The sequence below is a fragment of the Providencia sp. 2024EL-00732 genome (genome assembly GCF_044006275.1).
GTDB classification, from domain to species: Bacteria; Pseudomonadota; Gammaproteobacteria; order Enterobacterales; family Enterobacteriaceae; genus Providencia; species Providencia huashanensis.
Genome location: NZ_JBIPDG010000013.1, coordinates 54,299 through 75,020, shown reverse-complemented (window position 1 = coordinate 75,020; position 20,722 = coordinate 54,299). Strand labels below are relative to the sequence as shown.

Here is a 20,722-nt window from a genome sequence, read left to right as displayed (position 1 = left end):
ACAATGGAAAACCCTTGGATTTTATCTCACCAAAACAACCGGGTACTGACACTGACACTCAATCGGCCAGAAGTACGCAATGCATTAAGTACCGATTGTTTAGAACTCTTAGTGCAAAACTTAGAGCAAGCAGCTGCCAATGATGAGATTGGCGCGATCGTTATCACTGGGAATTCACGTTTTTTTGCTGCTGGCGCTGATCTTAAAGAATTACAGCAACAAACCGTTGCTAACGCTATCACTGATAGACGACCCCAAGTATGGCAGCGGCTCTCAATGATATCAAAACCTATCATTACCGCTGCTAATGGTTACGCCTTAGGCGCTGGGTTTGAACTACTGCTTGCTAGCGACATCATCATTGCGGGGGAGTCCGCACGTTTCGGCTTGCCTGAAATAACACTCGGTCTAATACCCGGTGCGGGGGGGACACAACGGCTGATCCGCTCCGTTGGTAAGTCTCTTGCCATGCAAATGGTACTCACAGGGGAGCCTATCAATGCAAAACACGCTCTTCAGGCAGGGCTAATTAGCGAAATTTGTGTGGATGAATTAGTTGTTGAACGAGCTCAGAAAATTGCGCAACGCATTGCAATACATGCACCTTTAGCGGTTCGGGCGGCAAAAGCTTCGCTAATTCATTCCCAAGAAAATCATTTGGCTGAAGGTTTACAACTTGAGCGTCAGTACTTTGTCGCCTTAGCCGGCACCGAAGATCGACGCGAAGGGATCGATGCATTCTTTGAAAAACGAAAACCTCAGTTTACAGGGAAATAATTATGACAAACCAAGCGATGATCCTCGCAACGCAAGAGAATGGGGTCCTCACTATTACATTAAACCGCCCCGATCGACTTAATAGCTTTAACGATGAAATGCATCGTCAGCTTAGTGATGCTATCAAGCTTGCGGAACGAGATGAAACGATACGCTGTTTAGTGATCACCGGAGCTGGTAGAGGGTTTTGTGCTGGTCAAGACCTTAACGACCGGAACGTCAGCGTAGGTAACGAAACGCCTGACCTTGGTTTCTCCGTTGAAACCTACTATAACCCGTTAATCCGCCGTTTAACCTCTTTGCCAAAACCAATCATCTGCGCCGTTAACGGTGTTGCTGCGGGCGCAGGCGCTGCCATTGCCCTTGCAGGGGATATCGTAATTGCAGCAAAAAGTGCGAGTTTTATTCAATCATTCTGTCGCTTGGGGCTAGTTCCCGATTCTGGTGGAAGCTGGTTTTTGCCCCAACTTGCAGGCCATGCAAGAGCCATGGGAATGGCATTATTAGGCGATAAAATTAGTGCAGAGCAAGCCTTGCAGTGGGGAATGATTTGGCAAGTCACGGAAAACGAAGAGCTATCCGATACCGTAAACCAGTTGGCTATGCATTTAGCTACTCAACCGACTTACGGTTTAGGGTTAATCAAAAAAGCGATTTACGCCGCGGCAACCAATACCCTTGATGAACAACTTGACCTTGAGCGTGATTTACAACGCTTAGGGGGGCGTAGTGAAGACTACCGCGAAGGGGTCAGTGCCTTTTTAAATAAACGCGAACCGCAATTCAAAGGGAGATAACCATGACTTTACCTTTGAATACTCGCATCCAGACTGTAGCCGTAATTGGCGCAGGCACCATGGGCATTGGTATTGCGCAAGTGGCAGCTACAGCAGGCTTAACTGTTTTACTGTTTGATGTTAATCAACAGGTATTAACCCAATCAGTATCAGCAATGACCCAATGTTTACGCAAACGGGTTACCCAAGGGAAAGCTGAAGCCAAAGCGACAGAAAGCATCATCGAAAACATTACTGTGGTGCAAAATTTATCTCAATTAGCGAATGCGCAACTGGTCATTGAAGCTATCGCAGAAAAATTAGAGATAAAACAAGCTATTTTTAACGATTTAGAAGCTATTTGTAGCGAAAAAACTATATTTGCAAGCAATACCTCATCGCTCTCAATTACTGCCATTGCCAGTCAATTAAAACACCCTGAACGCCTTGCTGGGCTGCATTTTTTTAACCCCGCCCCCGTGATGAAGTTAGTCGAAGTAGTTCGTGGGTTAGAAACATCAGACCACGTTATTTCACAATTAAAAATATTGACCCAGTCATTCGGTAAAGTCCCTGTTATTTGCCGTTCTACCCCTGGTTTTATTGTTAACCGAGTGGCAAGACCATTTTACGCAGAAACATTACGAGCCCTTGAAGAGCAAATTGGCAGCCCCGCAACGTTAGATTGCGCAATACGCGATGCAGGTGGATTTGCCATGGGGCCATTACAACTTACTGACTTAATTGGCCATGACATCAACTATGCGGTGACTGAATCGGTGTTTAAAGCCTTCGGCTATGACCCACGATTTCAAACCTCATTAATGCAGTTAGAATTAGTTCAGGCAGGGCATTTCGGTCGTAAATCAAAACAAGGTTTCTATCATTACGATGATAACAAACCGCAACCTAAGCCATTATTTGCAGCAAAAGCCCTTCTTGACCAACCACAACAGGTCAAAGTATGTGGGAATTGGCAAATATTTCCTGAATTTGTGCAGCTTTTATCTGAAAGTGGGATCTCACTCGAAGGATCAACACAACAGCAAGAACAATCCCCAACACTCATTGTTAATGACGTTATTATTATGTTAACAAATGGTGAATCAACATCATCTCATGCGCAAAAGTTGGGGCAAGCTGTCGTGCAATTTGATTTATCTGCTAATTACCTTGCCGCAACGGCAGTCACTCTCAGCTGTGCTGCACAAAATAACGTGCAACAAAACCAGCAAGCAATTGCATTTTTTCAATCGCTTGGGAAAAACGTGATTGTACTACCTGACTACCCTGCACTCTTAGCAATGAGAACTGTTGCGATGTTATGTAATGAAGCGCTGGATGTCGTCAATAAAGGGATAGCAACCACACTGGATACGGATAACGCCATGCGTTTTGGTGTGAATTACCCCAAAGGCCCTTTAGCTTGGGGAGCGCAACTTGGCTGGCAACGAGTATTAACAGTACTTGAGCACTTAACACAGTTTTATGGGGATAGCCGCTATCGGCCCAACCCATTATTAAGGCAGTTAGCTGTAGGCCATCAATCTTTATCTTTCAAGGAGTTGCTATGATTTCCGTACCAAATGTTACCCTTGCTCAACAATCAGCCCACATGATGTACAAAGATGACGCATGCGCAAAAGCTATGGGCATGTCTATTGAAAAAGTAGAGGAAGGTTTTGCGCAACTAAAAATGCCGATTACAGCACAAATGCTAAATGGCCATAAAACCTGTCACGGGGGGCAACTCTTTAGCCTTGCAGATACCGCCTTCGCCTATGCCTGCAACAGCCAAGGGCACGCTGCTGTTGCCTCTATGTGCTCTATCGATTTCATTCGCCCCGGTTTTGAAGGTGATTTACTCACTGCAATAGCGCAAATGAAACATCAAGGTAAACAAAATGGCCTATATGAAGTTGAAATAGTCAACCAAGACGGCAAAACATTAGCCTTATTTCATGGTCGTTCACATCGGCTGGGGCACCGTCTAGTAGGAGAACCATCATGATTGACGCCTATATTTGCGACGGTGTTCGCACACCTATTGGCCGCTATGGTGGTGCGCTTGCATCATTACGCCCCGATGACCTCGCCACTGTGCCTCTCAAAGCATTAATGGCGCGGCACCCACAGCTAGATTGGTCACTAGTCGATGACATTATTTTAGGTTGCGCAAACCAAGCAGGGGAAGATAACCGCAATGTCGCGCGTATGGCCAGTTTACTGTCGGGCTTACCAGTTTCTGTTTCCGGTACCACCATTAACCGATTATGTGGTTCAGGCCTTGATGCTATTGCGTTTGCGGCAAGAAGTATCAAAGCGGGAGAGTCTGGTTTGATGATTGCAGGTGGCGTAGAGTCAATGAGCCGCGCCCCTTTCGTAATGGGAAAACACGAATCGGCTTTCTCACGACAAGCTCAAGTCTTTGATACGACAATTGGCTGGCGGTTTATTAACCCGTTAATGGAACAACAGTTTTCAACTGACTCTATGCCAGAAACAGCTGAAAACGTTGCTGAAACATATCAGATCAGCCGTGAGGACCAAGATGCTTTCGCCCTGCGCAGCCAACAACGTACTGAAGCCGCAAGAATCAAAGGGTTTTTTGCGCAAGAAATAACCCCTGTCACCGTTAAACAACGCAAAAATGAGTTACTTGTCACTGAAGACGAGCACCCTCGTGCGGAAACAACCTTTGAACAATTACAAAAACTAAAAACCCCTTTTCGTGAAAACGGAACGGTCACCGCGGGTAATGCTTCAGGGGTCAATGATGGTGCTGCTGCATTAATCATTGCATCCGAAAGCATTGCTAAGCAGCAAGGGCTTACCCCACGAGCACGCGTTATCGCGACAGCGACTTGTGGTGTTGAACCAAGGTTGATGGGAATTGGCCCACTTCCTGCTGCATTAAAAGCCCTAGAGGTTGCCGGTCTAAGTATAGAGCAAATGGATGTTATTGAATTAAACGAAGCCTTTGCAGCACAAGCACTGGCTGTCTTAAGGGGGTTAGGTTTACCTGACGATGCCCCACATGTTAACCCCAACGGTGGGGCAATATCCTTGGGTCACCCATTAGGTATGAGTGGTGCAAGGCTGGCCATTGCCGCTGTCAACGAACTCCATCGCAAACAAGGTCGCTACGGGTTGTGCACCATGTGCATTGGTGTTGGTCAAGGGATAGCTATGGTTATTGAACGAGTCTAAACAACGTCTTAATACCAATAAAAACAGCCTGAACCCTACACCTGCTCAGGCTAAAACCAGAAACAACATCAATGTGAACTGGTAAATATAATAATTATGAGGACTGGCAATTATGAGCATGATACAAGACAACATCGACCCAATCGAATTTGCCTCACGCGATGAAATCGAGTCATTACAGTATTCTCGGATGAAGTGGACACTCACTCACGCATATGAAAATGTGCCTATGTACCGTAAGAAATTCGACGATGCAGGGGTACATCCTGACGACTTTAAACAACTTAGTGATATCGAAAAATTCCCTTATACAACAAAGCAAGATTTACGTGAAAACTACCCATTTAGTACTTTCGCAGTGCCAATGGACCAAATTATTCGTATTCATGCATCCTCTGGCACGACAGGCCGCCCGACAGTTGTTGGCTATACCCAACGGGATATCGATAATTGGGCTGATTTAATTGCCCGTAGCCTACGCTCAGCGGGGACTGTTCGCGGTGATAAAGTTCATGTCGCCTATGGTTATGGTTTATTTACCGGTGGTCTAGGTGCTCACTATGGTGCAGAGCGCCTTGGTGCTGCGGTGATCCCAATGTCTGGTGGCCAAACAGAAAAGCAAGCGCAACTAATCGCCGATTTTAAGCCTGATGTCATTATGGTAACCCCATCGTATTGCTTAAGTATCATCGATGAGCTTGAAAAAATCATGGGTGGAGATGCTAGTAAGTGCTCACTTAGATTAGGTGTATTTGGTGCGGAACCTTGGACTGAATCACTACGCTCAGAAATTGAAACTCGCCTTGGGATCAAAGCATTAGATATTTATGGTTTATCAGAGGTCATGGGGCCAGGCGTAGCTATGGAGTGTGCTGACGCAGGCGCTAGCGGCCCAACCATCTGGGAAGACCATTTTTACCCAGAAATCATTTCCCCTGATACACTTAAAACACTGGGGGATGGTGAACATGGTGAGTTAGTGTTTACTACCCTGACAAAAGAGGCTATGCCTGTTATTCGCTATAGGACTCGTGACCTGACTCACTTAATGAGCGGGGTAAATCGTAATATGCGCCGTATTGGTAAAATCACTGGTCGCTCTGACGATATGATGATTATACGTGGCGTAAATGTCTTCCCCTCCCAAATTGAAGAACAAATTATGCAATTCAAAGAGCTATCTCCACATTACCAATTAGAAATTGGTCGCCAAGGTAATATGGATAATTTGTCAGTCCGCGTGGAGCTTAAGCACCCTGAGCAACTTACCTATGATGAGCGCTGCAATATTTGCCATCATTTAAAACATCGTATCAAATCGATGGTAGGGATTAGCACCCGGATCAGTATTGTCAATTGCGGTGATATCCCCCGCTCCCAAGGTAAAGCGGAGCGTGTTATTGATACTCGAATTGCGATTTAATTCAACTCATTAAGGCATATTGAAGTTAGCTTATTTGGTATGCCTTAATGCCAAAAAATAGCACTAATTAAAGGTAATGGAAGACAACTTTTAAATTTATGTCTACTATTCAGTAAGCCTTCTGATACATAAATTTTATAGATGAAATATAAATGGATAATAAACTCAGCCAATTTATACAACATGCCATAGAAAGCCAGCCCATTAGCGGGACCTCTCTGATTAGCTCACTCTACGGTGATGCTTTACATCACCGCGGAGGCGAGGTGTGGTTAGGCAGTTTAACCAAACTATTAGAGCCGATGGGGTTTAGCGATCGCTTTGTTCGCACTTCTGTGTTTCGTTTACAAAAAGAAGGCTGGCTAGATGTTGAGAAAATTGGTCGCCGTAGCTACTACCGCATTTCTGAACGCGGGCAAAGCCGATTCCGCCGAGCAGAAAGTAAAATCTACCTTGCTGAACAGCCTGATTGGGATGGGAAATGGGAACTACTATTATTGGAAGCGGCTGATAAAGATGAAAAAACCAGGCTAAAAAAAGAACTTAGCTGGCTAGGGTTTGGCCAATTTAATACCTCTCTCATGGCAGCACCGAGCTGCGCACAAGCTGATGTTCCTTCTCTATTAAATGAGCTCAATGCCACTGAGCACGCCATCTATTTTCATGCAGATTACCCTTATAGCCGTTCAGAAAAAAACTTGAAAGAGTTAGTATCACAAGCTTGGTCTTTGCAAGAAATATCAGAGCATTACCACCAATTTATTTCATTATTTAGGCCCTTGGCACTACTCCTTAAAGAGAATACTGAGCCACAAATATCCCCAGAACATTGCTTCCAATTACGTTTGTTGTTAATTCACTTCTATCGCCGAGTCACACTAAAAGACCCTTTGTTGCCTGATGAACTGCTTCCAGCACAATGGGAGGGCCATATTGCTCGCCACCTTTGTACCAATATTTACCAACGAATTGACCAAGCCGCAACACAATATGTTTCAGAACGATGTGAAACCACGGTAGGGGAACTTCCTCAACCTTCGAGCGCCTACTATCGGCGTTTTGGCGGAGTTTTAAGAGATATCGCCGCCTAAACTTACATTAAAGGAGCCTATATGCCTTTTTATCAAATTGATGGTATTACACCTGTCGTCAGCACTGAAAGCTTTGTTCACCCTACCGCGGTTGTCATTGGTGACGTAATCATTGGCAAAAATGTCTATATCGGCCCCAATGCCAGCTTACGAGGTGATTTTGGCCGCTTGATCATTAAAGATGGTGCCAATATTCAAGATAATTGCATCATGCATGGGTTTCCACAGTACGAAACCATCGTCGAAGAAGAAGGGCACATCGGTCATGGTGCGGTTTTGCATGGTTGCCATATCAAACGTAACGCTTTAATCGGTATGAATAGCGTGATTATGGATGGAGCAGTAATTGGTGAAAACTCAATTGTGGGCGCCTGTGCCTTTGTAAAAGCTGAGGCCATATTTCCAGAAAATAGCTTGATTGTTGGAACGCCTGCCAAAGTGTTACGTGCGTTATCAGACAAAGAAATTGCTTGGAAAAGCAGTGGGACAAAAGATTACCAAAATTTAGTGATCCGCTGCCTAAGTACCTTTAAAGAAGTTGCCCCTTTACAGGAAGTTGAAACCAACCGTCCTAAACTTAGCTTTGAGAACATCATTCCCAAATCTCAGCTATAGAATGAAAAAGGAGCAAACCTATTTGCTCCCTCTTTTGGGCCAAAACCAGATAACATCACTTCGCTTTATTACCAAATGGGGGTTTAGCGAACCACACTGTAATAATCAATGCGATAAATACCCAGCCACATAACCAGAAAATTTCATTAGCCGCGATAATCAGCCCTTGGTTGGTAATTTCCTTCGCAATAAAACCAGATGTTTGTTCTGTACTGAGCCCATGAGCGGCCATACCTTGGTACATATCTAAAGATTCAGGGTTGTAATCCGTAATATGCTCTGTCAGTTGACTATGATGAAGGGCTTCTCTATCGCTCCACATAGTCGTAGTAATTGAAGTCCCAATCGACCCTGCTAAGGTACGGAAAAAGTTGGCTAAACTAGAGGCAGAGGCAAGTTTTTCCGGAGGTAACCCTGATAACGTCAATGTCGTCAACGGCATAAAGAAACAAGCTACGGCCATGCCTTGCACTAACTGCGGCCATACTACCGCAGAAAACCCCATGCTCGGTTCAAAAGTATACGCCCGCCAAAAAAAGCAAATCGCATAAAACACAAAACTAAAGGTGACTATCCAGCGAATATCGAGGAAATCGGAGAGTTTTGCGACTGGTGCCGAAAAAAGTACAGGAAGCAAGCCTATCGGTGCTAAAGCAAGCCCAGCCCATGTGGCGGTATAACCATAAACTTCCTGTAAAAGTTGCGGCAACAATACAATCGCCCCAAAATATGCCATATAGGCTAAGCTAACTGACACCGTCCCTATCGTAAAATTACGCGACTTAAAGAGAGATAGTTCAACAATTGGGTTTTTATCTGTTAGCTCCCAAATCACTAAGAACACCAGTGCAATGGCTGAAATCACGCCTAATATGACAATTTCATTTGAAGCTAACCAACCTAGCTCCTTGCCTTTATCTAACAACACCTGTAAACAGCCTACACCTACCGATAACAATGCTAAGCCAATCACATTAAACGGCACTTTCACTATGGTTGATTCCATTCCTCTTAAGATGATAGAACCGACAATAATCACAAAAATACCGAGTGGTATATTCATGAAAAAGATCCAACTCCAGTGGAAATTATCACTGATATAGCCACCAAAAATAGGGCCGAATACCGGCGCTAAAATAATCGTCATTGACCAAAATGCCAATGCCATATTTTGCATTTTAGGTGGATAACAACGCATGATCAGGCTTTGTGACAGTGGGATAACCGGCCCAGCAACCGCACCTTGTAAAACACGATACAGAATCAGCATTCCTAAACTATCAGAGAAACCACAAAGCAATGAAAATAAAGTAAAAAGTGCGGTTGCCCATAAGAAAACCCGTATTTCTCCAAAACGCTTGGCAAGGTAACCGGAAATAGCGATAGAGATTGCATTCGATACCCCAAAAGAAGTGATGACCCATGTCCCTTGAGACACGGAAACACCAAGATTACCGGCAATCGTTGGGATAGCGACGTTAGCAATTGTTGAGTCGAGAACCTGCATAAAAGTCGCAAGGGATAACGCAATGGTTGCCCATACCAGCTTCGCCCCCTTCAGCGGTTGAATATCTGCCACAATAGCTCCTTTCAGGCTAATCTGCGTTATTCGTAATAATGGTGTCGATTATCTGGTCAACATCATTAAGTTTTAAGACCAGCGCATCACTTTCAAATGCAGGTGTTGTGCGCTGAACTTCCGCTAAAACTGGGCCACTTTGGTCTTTAATATCAATAGTTACATTCATTGATAAGCCAATACGAAGTGGGTATTTTGCTACTTGTTCAGGGTCTAATTCGATACGTACGGGCAAACGTTGAACAACTTTGATCCAGTTACCCGTCGCATTTTGTGCAGGTAATAAAGAAAATGCACTCCCTGTCCCCATGTCTAGCCCCACAACGGTGCCACTGTACACAATATCTTCGCCATAAAAGTCACTATTAATAGTCGCAGATTGACCAATACGCACTTTCTCTAACTGGGTTTCTTTAAAGTTGGCATCTACCCACACTGGCTGAACAGGGACAATTGCCATTAATGAGCTTTGTGGGCTAACTTGGGAACCCACTTGGACATTACGCCGCGAAACGTACCCTGTCATTGGGCTTTTAATTTCTGTCCGCTGCAAATTAATCCATGCACTGCGCACGCTATCAGCCGCTTGTAAAATTGCAGGTTGCTTTTTCAACTCGGTGTTGCGTAACAAAGCGCGATTTGCATTATATTGTTGAATGGAAATATCGAGCGCGGCTTGCGCAAGCTGTACGGCTTCTTGGGAGTGTTGTAAATCTTCTTTTGAGATCGTCCCACTACGCCCTAACGCTGCTCTGCGCTGATAGTCTTGTTGGGCTTGCGCAAGTGTCACCCGATTTTTTTGGATTTGTGCCTGATATTCATCGCCATTGATATATAACTCTTTGGTTTTGCGCACAGTAGTGGCAAGGTCATGTTTCGCTTGTTCGTAGGATAGTTGTGCATTGGTTTTGTCTAACACCACCAATACATCCCCAGCTTTAACTAAGTCGGTATTTTCGAAATTAACTTGGGTAACATTCCCTGTTGTTTGCGCAACAATGGGGATTTGTAGGCCTGAAACATAAGCATCATCGGTATATTCTTGAAAACGTAAAATGAGAAACCAATAAATACCATAAGCAACAAATAATAGAATGATAATAATTGTAGCAATAACCATCCATATTTTTCTGCGCTTTTCATTTGTCGTTTTTTGATTATTTATTTCTGTCTGTGGCGATTGGCTCATAATAAGTCTCAAATTCCAAATTCAATATTATGTTTTACTCTATATTTACGGAGTATATATAATAAAGCAATAGACAACACGTGCATTAAAATTAAAACCATTCCAAAATAAAAGTTAACATAATGATATTTAAACATAAAAAACACAACCCCATAGTATATGAGATTAATTAAAAACTATAAATCAATCTAATTAAACTAATCTTAATTAGATTGATTAATTTTATAAACATACCTGCACTAACTATTTTATATAAAAATAAAGTTAATTACACCGACAAATAAAATAACTTAACCTATAATTAATCTTCTTTTTTAGATTAGATAAATACTCAATAGTAAAAATATATTGTGGTTACATTGAATAATAATCGTTTAATCACGACTTAGCCTCTGTAATATCCTCTTGCCCTTACAGATTCGTATATTCTGTTTTTCCCTTCCGTCAAGAACCATAAAGCGCTCACCCTTTGCTGCGGTACTCGTGAAATCATTGTTCTCTTTTTTCGTCACAAACACTCCGTCTACTGTACATTTACTTATCACAAATTTTCCTAACCCAATGTTAAATATTAATTTTATGTTAAGACTGAAACATCAATGAGCTGTACAAGTTAAGAGTAAGTAAAAAACCTTATTCGAGATCAAATATTGACTATAAATTAGCTAGGCAATTATTTATTTTTGATATGTTTTAGTGATAGTATTCGCAAACAATATAATTATCATTCTCATTTATATTTACAGGGATAATCATGACTTCGAACTATCACTACTCTTTTATTGCCGCAGGGGTTTGTGCGGCATTAGCCACGTTTAATGCTACAGCAGCAGATAACAATTCAGATACCATGGTCGTCAGTGCTTCAGGCTACTCACAACAATTACGTGATGCCCCTGCCAGTGTGACCGTAATCAGCGCAAAACAATTGCAAAATAAACCGGTACGTGATTTAGCTGACGCCGTAAAAGATGTTGAAGGTGTCAGTGTAGTTGGTGCCGCTAATAAACAAGATATTAATATTCGAGGCTTACCCGGCGAGTATACGTTGATCCTTGTGGATGGTCGTCGCCAAAATAGCCGTGAATCGCGTCCAAATGGTAGCGGTGGTTTTGAAGCTGGCTTTATGCCACCAGTGGAAGCGATTGAGCGTATCGAAGTCATCCGCGGACCAATGTCCTCTCTGTATGGCTCCGATGCAATGGGTGGTGTGATTAATATCATCACCAAAAAAGTGACCAATGAGTGGCGCGGTAGCGTCACCGCAGGTACCATTATCCAAGAAAATAGTGATAGTGGTAATTCGACTGACGGTAACTTCTACCTATCGGGGCCATTAATTCAAGATAAATTAGGCTTGCAGTTATATGGTGGTGGTAATTATCGCCAAGAAGATAAAATTTTAGAAGGCCATCATCAGCGCGATAACCGTAGCTTAACCGCAAAATTAACCTTCACTCCACAAGAAAACCAAACCTTCTTACTTGAAGCAGGTCGCAGCACCCAAGAAAAAACCTCTACACCAGGTAAATCAGTTGGTGAGTATGAAATTCGTGGTGGTGATAAACAATATAACTCAAAAGACGAATGGCATAATGATCGCAACCATGCCGCCCTTACTTATAAAGGCGAATGGGATACTTTCCATACCGAATTGAGTGTTTACCAAGAACAAACCAAACGTAAAATCAAGTCTCAAGATCGCAATAAAACAACAGGCTACTGGGAAGGTGGCTATGAAGCTCGTGTGCCTGAAATTACTAATACGGTCGTTGATGGAAAAGTGGTCGCTTTCTTGCCAGATAACATTCTTACTGTCGGTGGACAGTATCAATATTCCAAGCTAAAGGACAGTTCTTTAGTCGGAAAAGGCATTATGGAAAAAACCAGTATGTCGGTCGATCAGTCGGCTCTGTTTGTTGAAAATGAATTCACCGCAACTGACGATCTGATCCTCACCGGAGGGCTGCGTTTGGATCACCATGAAACTTATGGTAACCACTGGAACCCTCGGGGTTATGCCGTTTACTATTTAACGGATGAAATTACCATCAAAGGTGGTGTTTCATCTGCATTTCGCGCCCCAACGTTACGTGAAATCAGCAAAGGCTATGGTACCTCAACCCAAGGTGGTAACGGCATTATCTACGGTAACCCAGACCTAAAGCCTGAAAAAAGTATCAGCGAAGAAATCAGTATTGCTTATGATCATGAATCTGGTTTTAATGCCAGCTTAACGCTGTTTAATACTGATTTTAAAAATAAACTCACTAGCTATTCATTGAACAAACCTGATCCTGCACACCCTAAACTTACGTTATACACTTACGATAACGTCGGTAAAGCCAATACCAAAGGGGTTGAAGTTGCAACAGGTATTCCAATTGCCCAAGATTGGAAATTGAGCTTAAACTACACCTATACGGATTCAGAACGTAAAAGTGATGATGAAAAATTAGGTAACGGTATTTCACTCAAGGGCTATGCATTGGATAAAACGCCAAAACATATGGCTAACGCAAAATTGGACTGGCAGTACAGCGAAGATTTAAGCCTATATACCCGTGCACGCTATGAAGGCAAACAAATATGGGCAGCACAACGTAATGGTTCTAAGTACCCGCGTTATCGTAGCGGTTACACCACTATGGATGTCGGTGCAACTTACCAATTGTTTAAAAATACTAAGCTTAATTTTGCTGTGTTAAATATTGGTAATGAAAAAGGCCCTGCGATTGATAAAAATTATGGCAACTGGGACGTCGAAGACGGACGCCGTTATTGGGCAAACGTCAACGTCAGTTTCTAAGCGCTTATCTTGTTAATTTTTGACGGCTACCTTAATTGAGGTAGCCTCTTTAGCTTAAAAAACCATGAATAAACTGTTAATTTCCAGCTTACTACTGTGTATGACAAGTTCCGCATTAGCACGCCCTAGCCAAACTATCCCTAGTATGGATGAGCGAGTCAGCCAGTTTTACGATATTCAACAAACGGATATGGCATATGGTGACCGCGCATTACGTATCTATAGCGCTGTACCTTATCACTCCACGGTCAAGCGCCCTGTACTGTACATGCTTGATGGCAATGGCCTATACCCCAAAGCGGTTAATCGCGCAGTTGAAAAGCTGCCAGCGGATAAACTACCGATTATTATAGGCCTTGGCTACCCTGTCGACGAAGCATTTCCCAAAGCGTGGCGAACTCTCGACTACACCCCACCCGTTTCAGGTGACGATTTTAAACAAGGTGGCGGTTCCCCTGTGCTATACCAATTTTTAACTCACACAATCCGTCCATGGGTTGAGCAACAGTTTCCTATTGATAAAAACAAGCAAACCCTATTTGGCCATTCATTTGGTGGGTTATTTACCTTAATGGCTTATCAGCAGCAGCCCAATGATTTTCAATTCTACATCACGGCTAGCCCGTCTCTTTGGTGGGGCAAAGGGGAAATGGTCGATTTAGCAAAACTGACGCACCCACAAGCCGCTGCGCCGCTTTTCGTCACATTAGGAGGATTGGAAGAAAACCCTGATTTATCTAAGCTCAGTCAAGAGCAAATACAGAATTATCAAGAACGTAAAAGCTGGATCAACGCTCGCCAAGTGTGTGAGGAAATACAAAACCAGCAAAGAACCTGTGAATTTACCTTATTTGATGGAAAAACCCACGGTTCGGTGATCCCCGATGCTATTGATAAAGCACTCGAAGTTGCTAGCCAATAGCCGTTAATTAATGGGTTTTAGTAAGTCACTGTATAATTCTGTTAAAACCCCTTTTTCTGCGAATTCCTTACGGATCCATTGAGTCACAAGCCCAGTCGCTGAGTGCTGTGTCGCTAATAACATATGTGAATCCTGCCGCGGGTTTTGTATGTTTTTAGTGACTAACCGGCCAGTCTTTACATGTTCTTTCACCATATAATCAGGCAAAAAGCCAATCCCTTCCCCTAATATCTGACATTGGCATTTAGTATTGAAATCAGGAACTTGTATGGCTTCTTGCCCATGAAGCAGCCACCCTACACGTTTATTAATGGTATGCGCGGTGTCTTCGACCATAATATTGGGATACAAACGCAACTGGCTTTCAGCAATCGGTTCAGGCATTAATGCCAAAGGGTGCGTGGCAGCGATAGCGAATTGCCAATGGATGGCGCCAATTTCAGTGTAATCAATCCCCCCGCCATCCATCAGTGTTCCCGGAGCCCCAATCGCAATATCGGCATGGTTATTAATAATCGCATCCCACACACCATTATACACTTCGGTTGTCACCGTAATATGGCAAGTAGCAAACTGTTTTTTTAATATTTGCAGTAACTTAGCGGTATGGTAAGGCGTATATAATAACTGGTTAATACAAATACGAACTCGCGCTTCAATCCCCTGCTCAATGGAATAAATACTTTTTTGAATTAAATGAAAGTTATTCAGTAGGTCAGTTGCTTTACGATAAAAGTAATAGCCAGCTTCTGTCAGTTCAATATTCCGCGTATTACGAATAAATAACGCGACATCCAAATAGGTTTCAATACGTTTAATCGTGTAACTCACCGCAGAGGTTGTCACCCCTAACTCCTCTGCCGCCTTACTAAAACTGGCAAATTTTGCTGCTGTCGTGTAAGTCAGTAAATTTTCTTCAGTGAAAATTGAGTTCATCGTTGTATTCCCAAATTGAACAAAAATAAACCAAACTGTTTTTTTTTAACTCTTAGCACTCAAAATATGACGACTATCTGTGAATAAAATTCAACAGGCTGAATAATAGACTATTTTTCGACCATATATTTATAGCTTAACAGAATTATTCATAACGAGAAGAGGTTTAATTCTATTTAGCTTTTTTAAATACAAAAACACATTTTTAAATGTGGCTATTAATATTCAAAATACTTAATATTATTGAATTAAATACTCAAACCAAGTATTAACATTCAATGTTAAAATGATCAAACAATTCACAATCTTAACAAATTTAATACTTTCAAGTTGATGTCCATCACAGAACTGATCAAATCATTATTAGCCTGTTTAATTAACAAAAAAAATCACACTATTTTGGCTATAAAACACCCAAAACACATCAAAAAACGATGAAAAATAATGCTTACACGCACAAAAAAGGCTTATTGTTGAATTGAATTCAATAATCGAGTGCTTAATTGATGAATTAAATTTAAACGGATTCTTTTTATTAATGACAATTGCTATGCTTTGGACATCATAAATAATCTTTAAATTGTCTTTATCTATGTTGGTGATAACAATAAACCAACCTAAGGGGAAAATGATGACCTCCAATACTCTCGCTCACGAATTTTTAACTGCAGCTGAACAAGGACAATTAGAATTATTAAAAAATTGCCTTGAAAAAGGTGTGGATATTAACACCACCAACCGTCAAGGCCGCACTGCTATCGTCAATGCTAGCCTGAATAAACATTATGAATGTGTTTCTTTTCTGATTAGTGCAGGTGCTGACATTAATAAACAGGACCAAACTTGTTTTAACCCTTTTTTATTAAGCTGTTTAAATGATGATTTAACATTATTGCGCCTTGTATTACCTGCAAAACCAAATTTAGATTTATTGACCCGCTTTGGTGGCGTTGGAATTACCCCAGCAAGCGAAAAAGGGCATGTAGATATTGTTCGTGAGTTACTCGAAAAAACTGATATCAATGTAAACCATACCAACTTCGTCGGTTGGACACCATTACTTGAAGCAATCGTTTTAAATGATGGTGGCGAAAAGCAACAACAAATTGTCAAATTACTATTAGACCACGGCGCAAACCCGCATATGACCGATAAATATGGTAAAAAGCCGTTAGAGTTGGCTCGTGAAAAAGGCTATAACGAAATAGCTGAATTATTGATTGCCGCGGGGGCATAATCGAACCGTCCCGATCAGGAGGCATGTGAACGCATCCATATCTCATCGGCAAAGGTTATACGGGCTTACGGCTGATACACATTTTCTTCAGGTTTTACATCAGCCGCAGCTTACAGGAAAAGTAGAGCAGGTTTTCAATAAAGCGATAAATATCTCAATAGGCAATATTCTTTATACTTTATTAAGCTCTCAGTTAGACAATGCACCAAATAGTTGCCGATTAATAAATAAAGACTTTTCTCTTTTAACCTTAAAAGTAGGAGACCCAATTTATTTTTCAGATAATGAAATGGTTATTGGTGAAAATTATTTAATTTCATTTTCGTTATGTAAAAAATGGCAATTACCCATTATTATTTTTGATTATAAAAAATTAACTAACCCAGATTATTTATTATATATAGCAAACCAAATAAAAAGTTTGGACATAATTTTAAATCATAATGTGGATTCCCTATTTAATTATCAGGGAGATAACGTCTTTTATCTATCAATAGCTAAACAACTGGCTCAGTTACGGTTAAAACTGATTGATTTATTGATTAATAAAGACCAACAAAAATTACCCCATATCATTCGCCAATTTGTTGGCTTAGGTATCGGGTTAACACCATCCGGTGATGACTATTTAGTTGGGTTAATGGCATTTTTATTGTTAAAGGAGCACCCTGCTTTTGCTTTTTATCCTGAGTTTTATCAAGGAATTATTCAAAGCAAAAGCCAAACAACGCCTATAAGTGCCATAACCCTAGAGAAAGCCTTAAACCAAGAATATCGCGAAAATATGCAGCAATTAATTCAAATGTTAGTTGATGCGAAAGAGACAAATATTTATCCACAATTTTTAGAGATTTTAAATATCGGGTCAAGTTCTGGCAGCGACATGCTATTTGGCTTACGTGATGCCCTGTATCTCACCCATTATTTCGGAGAAAACTATGTCGACTAAAGTTGTCATAAAAAAGAATACTTATTTTGATTCCGTGTCACTGATGTCTATTTCAACAAAGGCCAATCAACTTGATAATGTTGAACAAGCCTTTGTTGCGATGGCAACAGAAATGAATAAAGGCGTACTCAGAAATTTAGGGCTATTAACCCCTGAATTGGAAGAGGCTAAAAATGGCGATTTAATGATTGTCATTAAAGGGCCAAGCGATGATGCTAACGATGCCACATTAATTGCTATTGAAGACTTATTTAATAAAAAAAACCAAGGTGGTGGCCAACACGAAGCCAAATATGCCACGGTTAATTCTGCGAAAACCCACATCCCCGATGCTAACCTTGCGGTAATCTCTGTGAATGGCCAATTTGCCGCCCGTGAAGCCCGCATTGCATTAGAAAACGACCTCAACGTGATGTTATTTTCTGACAACGTTTCAATTGAAGATGAATTAGCACTCAAACAACTCGCTAGCAAGAAAGGTCTACTCATGATGGGCCCAGACTGCGGAACCGCAATTATCAATGGCACTGCATTGTGTTTTGGTAATAGCGTGCGCCGTGGCAGCATTGGGATCATCGGTGCATCCGGTACTGGCAGCCAAGAGCTTAGCGTTCGTATTCATGAATTTGGTGCAGGTGTTTCTCAACTAATTGGTACCGGTGGCCGCGATTTAAGTGAGAAAATTGGCGGGATCATGATGATTGATGCCCTAAAGATGTTAGATGCCGATGATGAAACCCAAGTTATTGCCCTCATTTCTAAGCCACCAGCCGCCGCTGTTGCAAAGAAAGTACTAGAACAAGCTGAAAAATGCCACAAACCAGTCGTTGTTTGTTTCTTAGGTAGCCAGCCTCTACCAGAAGATAAACCTGGGCTAACGTTTGCACAAAGCACCAAAGAGGCGGCACTAAAAGCAGTGCTATTAACGGGTATTCGTAAAGAAGATTTAGATTTACATTCTCTAAACTGGCCTTTAATTGAAGAAGTCAGAGCGAAGCTCAAACCTGAGCAAAAATATATTCGTGGCTTATTCTGTGGCGGAACGCTATGCGATGAAGCGATGTTTGCCGCTTTGGAAAAATACGATGATGTTTACAGCAATATTCAACCAAACCCTGACTACCGCCTGAAAGACTTAAATCAAAGTATCGCTCACACTTTCCTCGACTTTGGTGATGATGATTTCACTAATGGTAAACCTCACCCAATGATCGACCCGACCAACCGTATCGAACGCTTATTACAAGAAGCTCGCGACCCTGAGGTCGGCGTGATTATGATGGACTTTGTTTTAGGCTTCGGTTCTCACGAAGACCCCGTTGGCGTCATGATTGATGCTATCAAAGAAGCTAAAAACATCGCTAAACAAGATGGTCGTGAACTTGAAATTTTAGGCTATGTACTCGGTACGGACCAAGATACTCCATCCATGGATGCACAAGTCAAAATGCTGACAGATGCAGGGGTCATCTGGGCAAGTAGCAGCACCAATACGGGTTTATTAGGACGTGAGTTTGTGTGGAAAGGGGAGAACGCATAATGACTTCATTATTTAAACAACCGCTAAATGTTATCAACGTTGGCATCGAGATGTTCAGTGATGACCTGAAAAAACAACATGTTCCAGTCACTCACCTAAACTGGACGCCTCCAGGACAAGGGAACGTGGCAGTGATCCGCGCCCTCGACCAAATTGAAGGTAATGCGGCATTACAAGAAAAAATTGCAGCGGCTAACGCACAAGCCCTTGAGCGCATTATTCAATCCCAACCAGTATTAGTTGGCTATGACCAAGCGATTAATGTGGTACCGGGCATGACTAAAAACACCATCCTACACGCCGGTCCACCCGTTGCTTGGAAAGACATGTGTGGAGCTATGAAAGGGGCAGTTACTGGTGCACTGGTCTTTGAAGGGCTCGCGAAAGATTTAGCCGATGCAGAGCGCGTAGCGGCATCTGGTGAGGTTATTTTCTCCCCTTGCCATGAACACGACTGTGTTGGGTCAATGGCTGGGGTAACGTCTGCATCTATGTTTATGCATATCGTTGAAAACAAAACCTATGGCAACCGCGCATTCACCAACCTCAGTGAACAAATGGCGAAAATCCTACGCATGGGTGCCAATGACCAAAGCGTTATTGACCGTTTAAATTGGATGCGTGATGTATTAGGGCCAATGCTACGCGACGCAATGAAAATTGTAGGTGAAATTGACCTGCGTTTAATGCTAGCCCAAGCCTTACACATGGGGGATGAGTGCCATAACCGTAATAACGCTGGTACCACCTTACTGATCCAAGCATTAACGACAGGAATTATTCAAACTGATTTCTCTGTCGCACAACAAAAAGAAGTGTTTGATTTTGTGGCAAGTAGTGATTACTTCTCCGGCCCAACTTGGATGGCAATGTGTAAAGCGTCAATGGATGCAGCACATGGTATTGAATACAGTACCGTTGTCACCACCATGGCTCGTAATGGTTATGAATTTGGTTTACGTATCAGCGGATTACAGGGTCAGTGGTTTACAGGGCCTTCACAGCAAGTTATTGGCCCAATGTTTGCAGGTTATAAGCCTGAGGATTCTGGCTTAGATATTGGTGACTCGGCAATCACAGAAACCTACGGTATTGGGGGCTTTGCAATGGCAACCGCACCTGCCATCGTTGCGCTGGTTGGTGGTACGGTAGAAGAGGCGGTAGATTTCTCACGTCAAATGCGCGAAATCACACTCGGTGAAAACCCGAATGTGACTATCCCATTACTCGGCTTTATGGGTATCCCGACAGCCATCGATATTACCAAAGTTTCAGCCAGCGGTATTTTACCTGTTATCAACACAGCAATTGCCCACAAAGATGCAGGTATCGGTATGATTGGAGCAGGTATTGTTCACCCGCCATTTGATTGCTTTGAAAAAGCCATGTTGGCCTACGCACAGAAATATGCTTAGTTTTCAATCATAAAAAAGACGCCCAACTTCGGTTGGGCAATAAAAATAAAACAAATACCCTGAATATTCAGCAACACAGATAAACTGCAACTTTGAATATCATGATATACACCCTCTAGCGTGTATACCCTAAATAATTTGAGTTGCAGCAAGGCGGCAAACGAAGATATCCCAAGGAGCATACTTATGTATGTGACTTAGATAGCTAAGAGCAGCCAACACAGCTGTGGCTCAAAGTATGACGGGTATACAGG

Annotated in this window: 17 protein-coding genes; 14 read left to right on the top strand and 3 right to left on the bottom strand. The window is 42.3% G+C overall.

Annotated elements, in window-relative coordinates; translation table 11 throughout:
• The first annotated feature begins 3 nt into the window (after positions 1–3).
• The 8 genes from paaF to paaY all read left to right on the top strand — a co-directional run bounded on the left by paaF (position 4) and on the right by paaY (position 7,892).
• Positions 4–777 (top strand): 2,3-dehydroadipyl-CoA hydratase PaaF, encoded by a 774-nt coding sequence (paaF, locus tag ACHB7C_RS17460; RefSeq protein WP_048605483.1) that lies wholly within the window; start codon positions 4–6, stop codon positions 775–777.
• 2 nt (positions 778–779) lie between these two features.
• Positions 780–1,574 (top strand): 2-(1,2-epoxy-1,2-dihydrophenyl)acetyl-CoA isomerase PaaG, encoded by a 795-nt coding sequence (paaG, locus tag ACHB7C_RS17455; RefSeq protein ID WP_042843386.1) that lies wholly within the window; start codon positions 780–782, stop codon positions 1,572–1,574.
• A gap of 2 nt (positions 1,575–1,576) precedes the next feature.
• On the top strand, positions 1,577–3,127 hold the full coding sequence (locus tag ACHB7C_RS17450; RefSeq protein WP_349483857.1) for a 3-hydroxyacyl-CoA dehydrogenase: 1,551 nt from the start codon (positions 1,577–1,579) through the stop codon (positions 3,125–3,127).
• On the top strand, positions 3,124–3,564 hold the full coding sequence (gene paaI / locus ACHB7C_RS17445) for a hydroxyphenylacetyl-CoA thioesterase PaaI (protein WP_042843383.1): 441 nt from the start codon (positions 3,124–3,126) through the stop codon (positions 3,562–3,564). The genes ACHB7C_RS17450 and paaI overlap by 4 nt, the downstream gene beginning before the upstream one ends.
• A complete protein-coding gene (gene pcaF, locus ACHB7C_RS17440) occupies positions 3,561–4,763 on the top strand; it encodes a 3-oxoadipyl-CoA thiolase (RefSeq protein ID WP_042843382.1) in 1,203 nt (400 codons plus the stop codon). The genes paaI and pcaF overlap by 4 nt, the downstream gene beginning before the upstream one ends.
• 112 nt (positions 4,764–4,875) lie before the next feature.
• A complete protein-coding gene (gene paaK, locus ACHB7C_RS17435; RefSeq protein ID WP_042843380.1) occupies positions 4,876–6,186 on the top strand; it encodes a phenylacetate--CoA ligase PaaK in 1,311 nt (436 codons plus the stop codon).
• A gap of 152 nt (positions 6,187–6,338) precedes the next feature.
• A complete protein-coding gene (paaX, locus tag ACHB7C_RS17430) occupies positions 6,339–7,277 on the top strand; it encodes a phenylacetic acid degradation operon negative regulatory protein PaaX (RefSeq protein WP_042843379.1) in 939 nt (312 codons plus the stop codon).
• A 21-nt stretch (positions 7,278–7,298) separates the two neighbouring features.
• On the top strand, positions 7,299–7,892 hold the full coding sequence (paaY, locus tag ACHB7C_RS17425) for a phenylacetic acid degradation protein PaaY (RefSeq protein ID WP_042843378.1): 594 nt from the start codon (positions 7,299–7,301) through the stop codon (positions 7,890–7,892).
• A 55-nt stretch (positions 7,893–7,947) separates the two neighbouring features.
• On the opposite strand, the gene ACHB7C_RS17420 is transcribed toward paaY, so the two are convergent.
• Positions 7,948–9,471, bottom strand: coding sequence for a DHA2 family efflux MFS transporter permease subunit (locus tag ACHB7C_RS17420; protein WP_129466924.1), 1,524 nt, complete (start codon positions 9,469–9,471; stop codon positions 7,948–7,950).
• Between the two features lie 16 nt (positions 9,472–9,487).
• Positions 9,488–10,660 carry a multidrug efflux MFS transporter periplasmic adaptor subunit EmrA gene (gene emrA / locus ACHB7C_RS17415; RefSeq protein WP_042843376.1) on the bottom strand — a complete coding sequence of 391 codons (1,173 nt, stop codon included), beginning with the start codon at positions 10,658–10,660 and terminating at the stop codon, positions 9,488–9,490.
• Between the two features lie 754 nt (positions 10,661–11,414).
• Between emrA and ACHB7C_RS17410 the strand changes: the two genes are divergently transcribed.
• On the top strand, positions 11,415–13,469 hold the full coding sequence (locus tag ACHB7C_RS17410; protein ID WP_210831977.1) for a TonB-dependent receptor domain-containing protein: 2,055 nt from the start codon (positions 11,415–11,417) through the stop codon (positions 13,467–13,469).
• A 64-nt stretch (positions 13,470–13,533) separates the two neighbouring features.
• Positions 13,534–14,391, top strand: a complete 858-nt coding sequence (locus ACHB7C_RS17405; protein ID WP_395348047.1) for an alpha/beta hydrolase — start codon at positions 13,534–13,536, stop codon at positions 14,389–14,391.
• 3 nt (positions 14,392–14,394) lie between these two features.
• On the opposite strand, the gene ACHB7C_RS17400 is transcribed toward ACHB7C_RS17405, so the two are convergent.
• On the bottom strand, positions 14,395–15,327 hold the full coding sequence (locus ACHB7C_RS17400) for a LysR substrate-binding domain-containing protein (RefSeq protein WP_042843373.1): 933 nt from the start codon (positions 15,325–15,327) through the stop codon (positions 14,395–14,397).
• 631 nt (positions 15,328–15,958) lie between these two features.
• Between ACHB7C_RS17400 and ACHB7C_RS17395 the strand changes: the two genes are divergently transcribed.
• From ACHB7C_RS17395 to ACHB7C_RS17380, 4 genes are read left to right on the top strand one after another with little or no spacing between them, the layout of a single operon-like run.
• Positions 15,959–16,564 carry an ankyrin repeat domain-containing protein gene (locus tag ACHB7C_RS17395; protein WP_048605491.1) on the top strand — a complete coding sequence of 202 codons (606 nt, stop codon included), beginning with the start codon at positions 15,959–15,961 and terminating at the stop codon, positions 16,562–16,564.
• 25 nt (positions 16,565–16,589) lie between these two features.
• Positions 16,590–17,513, top strand: a complete 924-nt coding sequence (locus ACHB7C_RS17390) for a DUF2877 domain-containing protein (protein WP_187550791.1) — start codon at positions 16,590–16,592, stop codon at positions 17,511–17,513.
• Complete coding sequence (fdrA, locus tag ACHB7C_RS17385) at positions 17,503–19,053, top strand: acyl-CoA synthetase FdrA (RefSeq protein WP_129466920.1); 1,551 nt, start codon at positions 17,503–17,505, stop codon at positions 19,051–19,053. Before ACHB7C_RS17390 ends, fdrA begins: the two co-directional genes overlap by 11 nt.
• Entirely contained in the window at positions 19,053–20,468 is a 1,416-nt protein-coding gene (locus ACHB7C_RS17380) for a DUF1116 domain-containing protein (protein WP_395348044.1), read from the top strand. The genes fdrA and ACHB7C_RS17380 overlap by 1 nt, the downstream gene beginning before the upstream one ends.
• The last annotated feature ends 254 nt before the right edge of the window (positions 20,469–20,722 follow it).

Coding starts and splice junctions, on each gene's coding strand:
- paaG (WP_042843386.1), top strand. CDS start 780: ATGACAAACCAAGCGATGATCCTCGCAACGCAAGAGAATGGGGTCCTC.
- paaI (WP_042843383.1), top strand. CDS start 3,124: ATGATTTCCGTACCAAATGTTACCCTTGCTCAACAATCAGCCCACATG.
- ACHB7C_RS17400 (WP_042843373.1), bottom strand. CDS start 15,327: ATGAACTCAATTTTCACTGAAGAAAATTTACTGACTTACACGACAGCA.
- ACHB7C_RS17395 (WP_048605491.1), top strand. CDS start 15,959: ATGACCTCCAATACTCTCGCTCACGAATTTTTAACTGCAGCTGAACAA.
- ACHB7C_RS17405 (WP_395348047.1), top strand. CDS start 13,534: ATGAATAAACTGTTAATTTCCAGCTTACTACTGTGTATGACAAGTTCC.
- ACHB7C_RS17450 (WP_349483857.1), top strand. CDS start 1,577: ATGACTTTACCTTTGAATACTCGCATCCAGACTGTAGCCGTAATTGGC.
- emrA (WP_042843376.1), bottom strand. CDS start 10,660: ATGAGCCAATCGCCACAGACAGAAATAAATAATCAAAAAACGACAAAT.
- paaX (WP_042843379.1), top strand. CDS start 6,339: ATGGATAATAAACTCAGCCAATTTATACAACATGCCATAGAAAGCCAG.
- fdrA (WP_129466920.1), top strand. CDS start 17,503: ATGTCGACTAAAGTTGTCATAAAAAAGAATACTTATTTTGATTCCGTG.
- paaK (WP_042843380.1), top strand. CDS start 4,876: ATGAGCATGATACAAGACAACATCGACCCAATCGAATTTGCCTCACGC.
- paaF (WP_048605483.1), top strand. CDS start 4: ATGGAAAACCCTTGGATTTTATCTCACCAAAACAACCGGGTACTGACA.
- ACHB7C_RS17410 (WP_210831977.1), top strand. CDS start 11,415: ATGACTTCGAACTATCACTACTCTTTTATTGCCGCAGGGGTTTGTGCG.
- paaY (WP_042843378.1), top strand. CDS start 7,299: ATGCCTTTTTATCAAATTGATGGTATTACACCTGTCGTCAGCACTGAA.
- ACHB7C_RS17380 (WP_395348044.1), top strand. CDS start 19,053: ATGACTTCATTATTTAAACAACCGCTAAATGTTATCAACGTTGGCATC.
- pcaF (WP_042843382.1), top strand. CDS start 3,561: ATGATTGACGCCTATATTTGCGACGGTGTTCGCACACCTATTGGCCGC.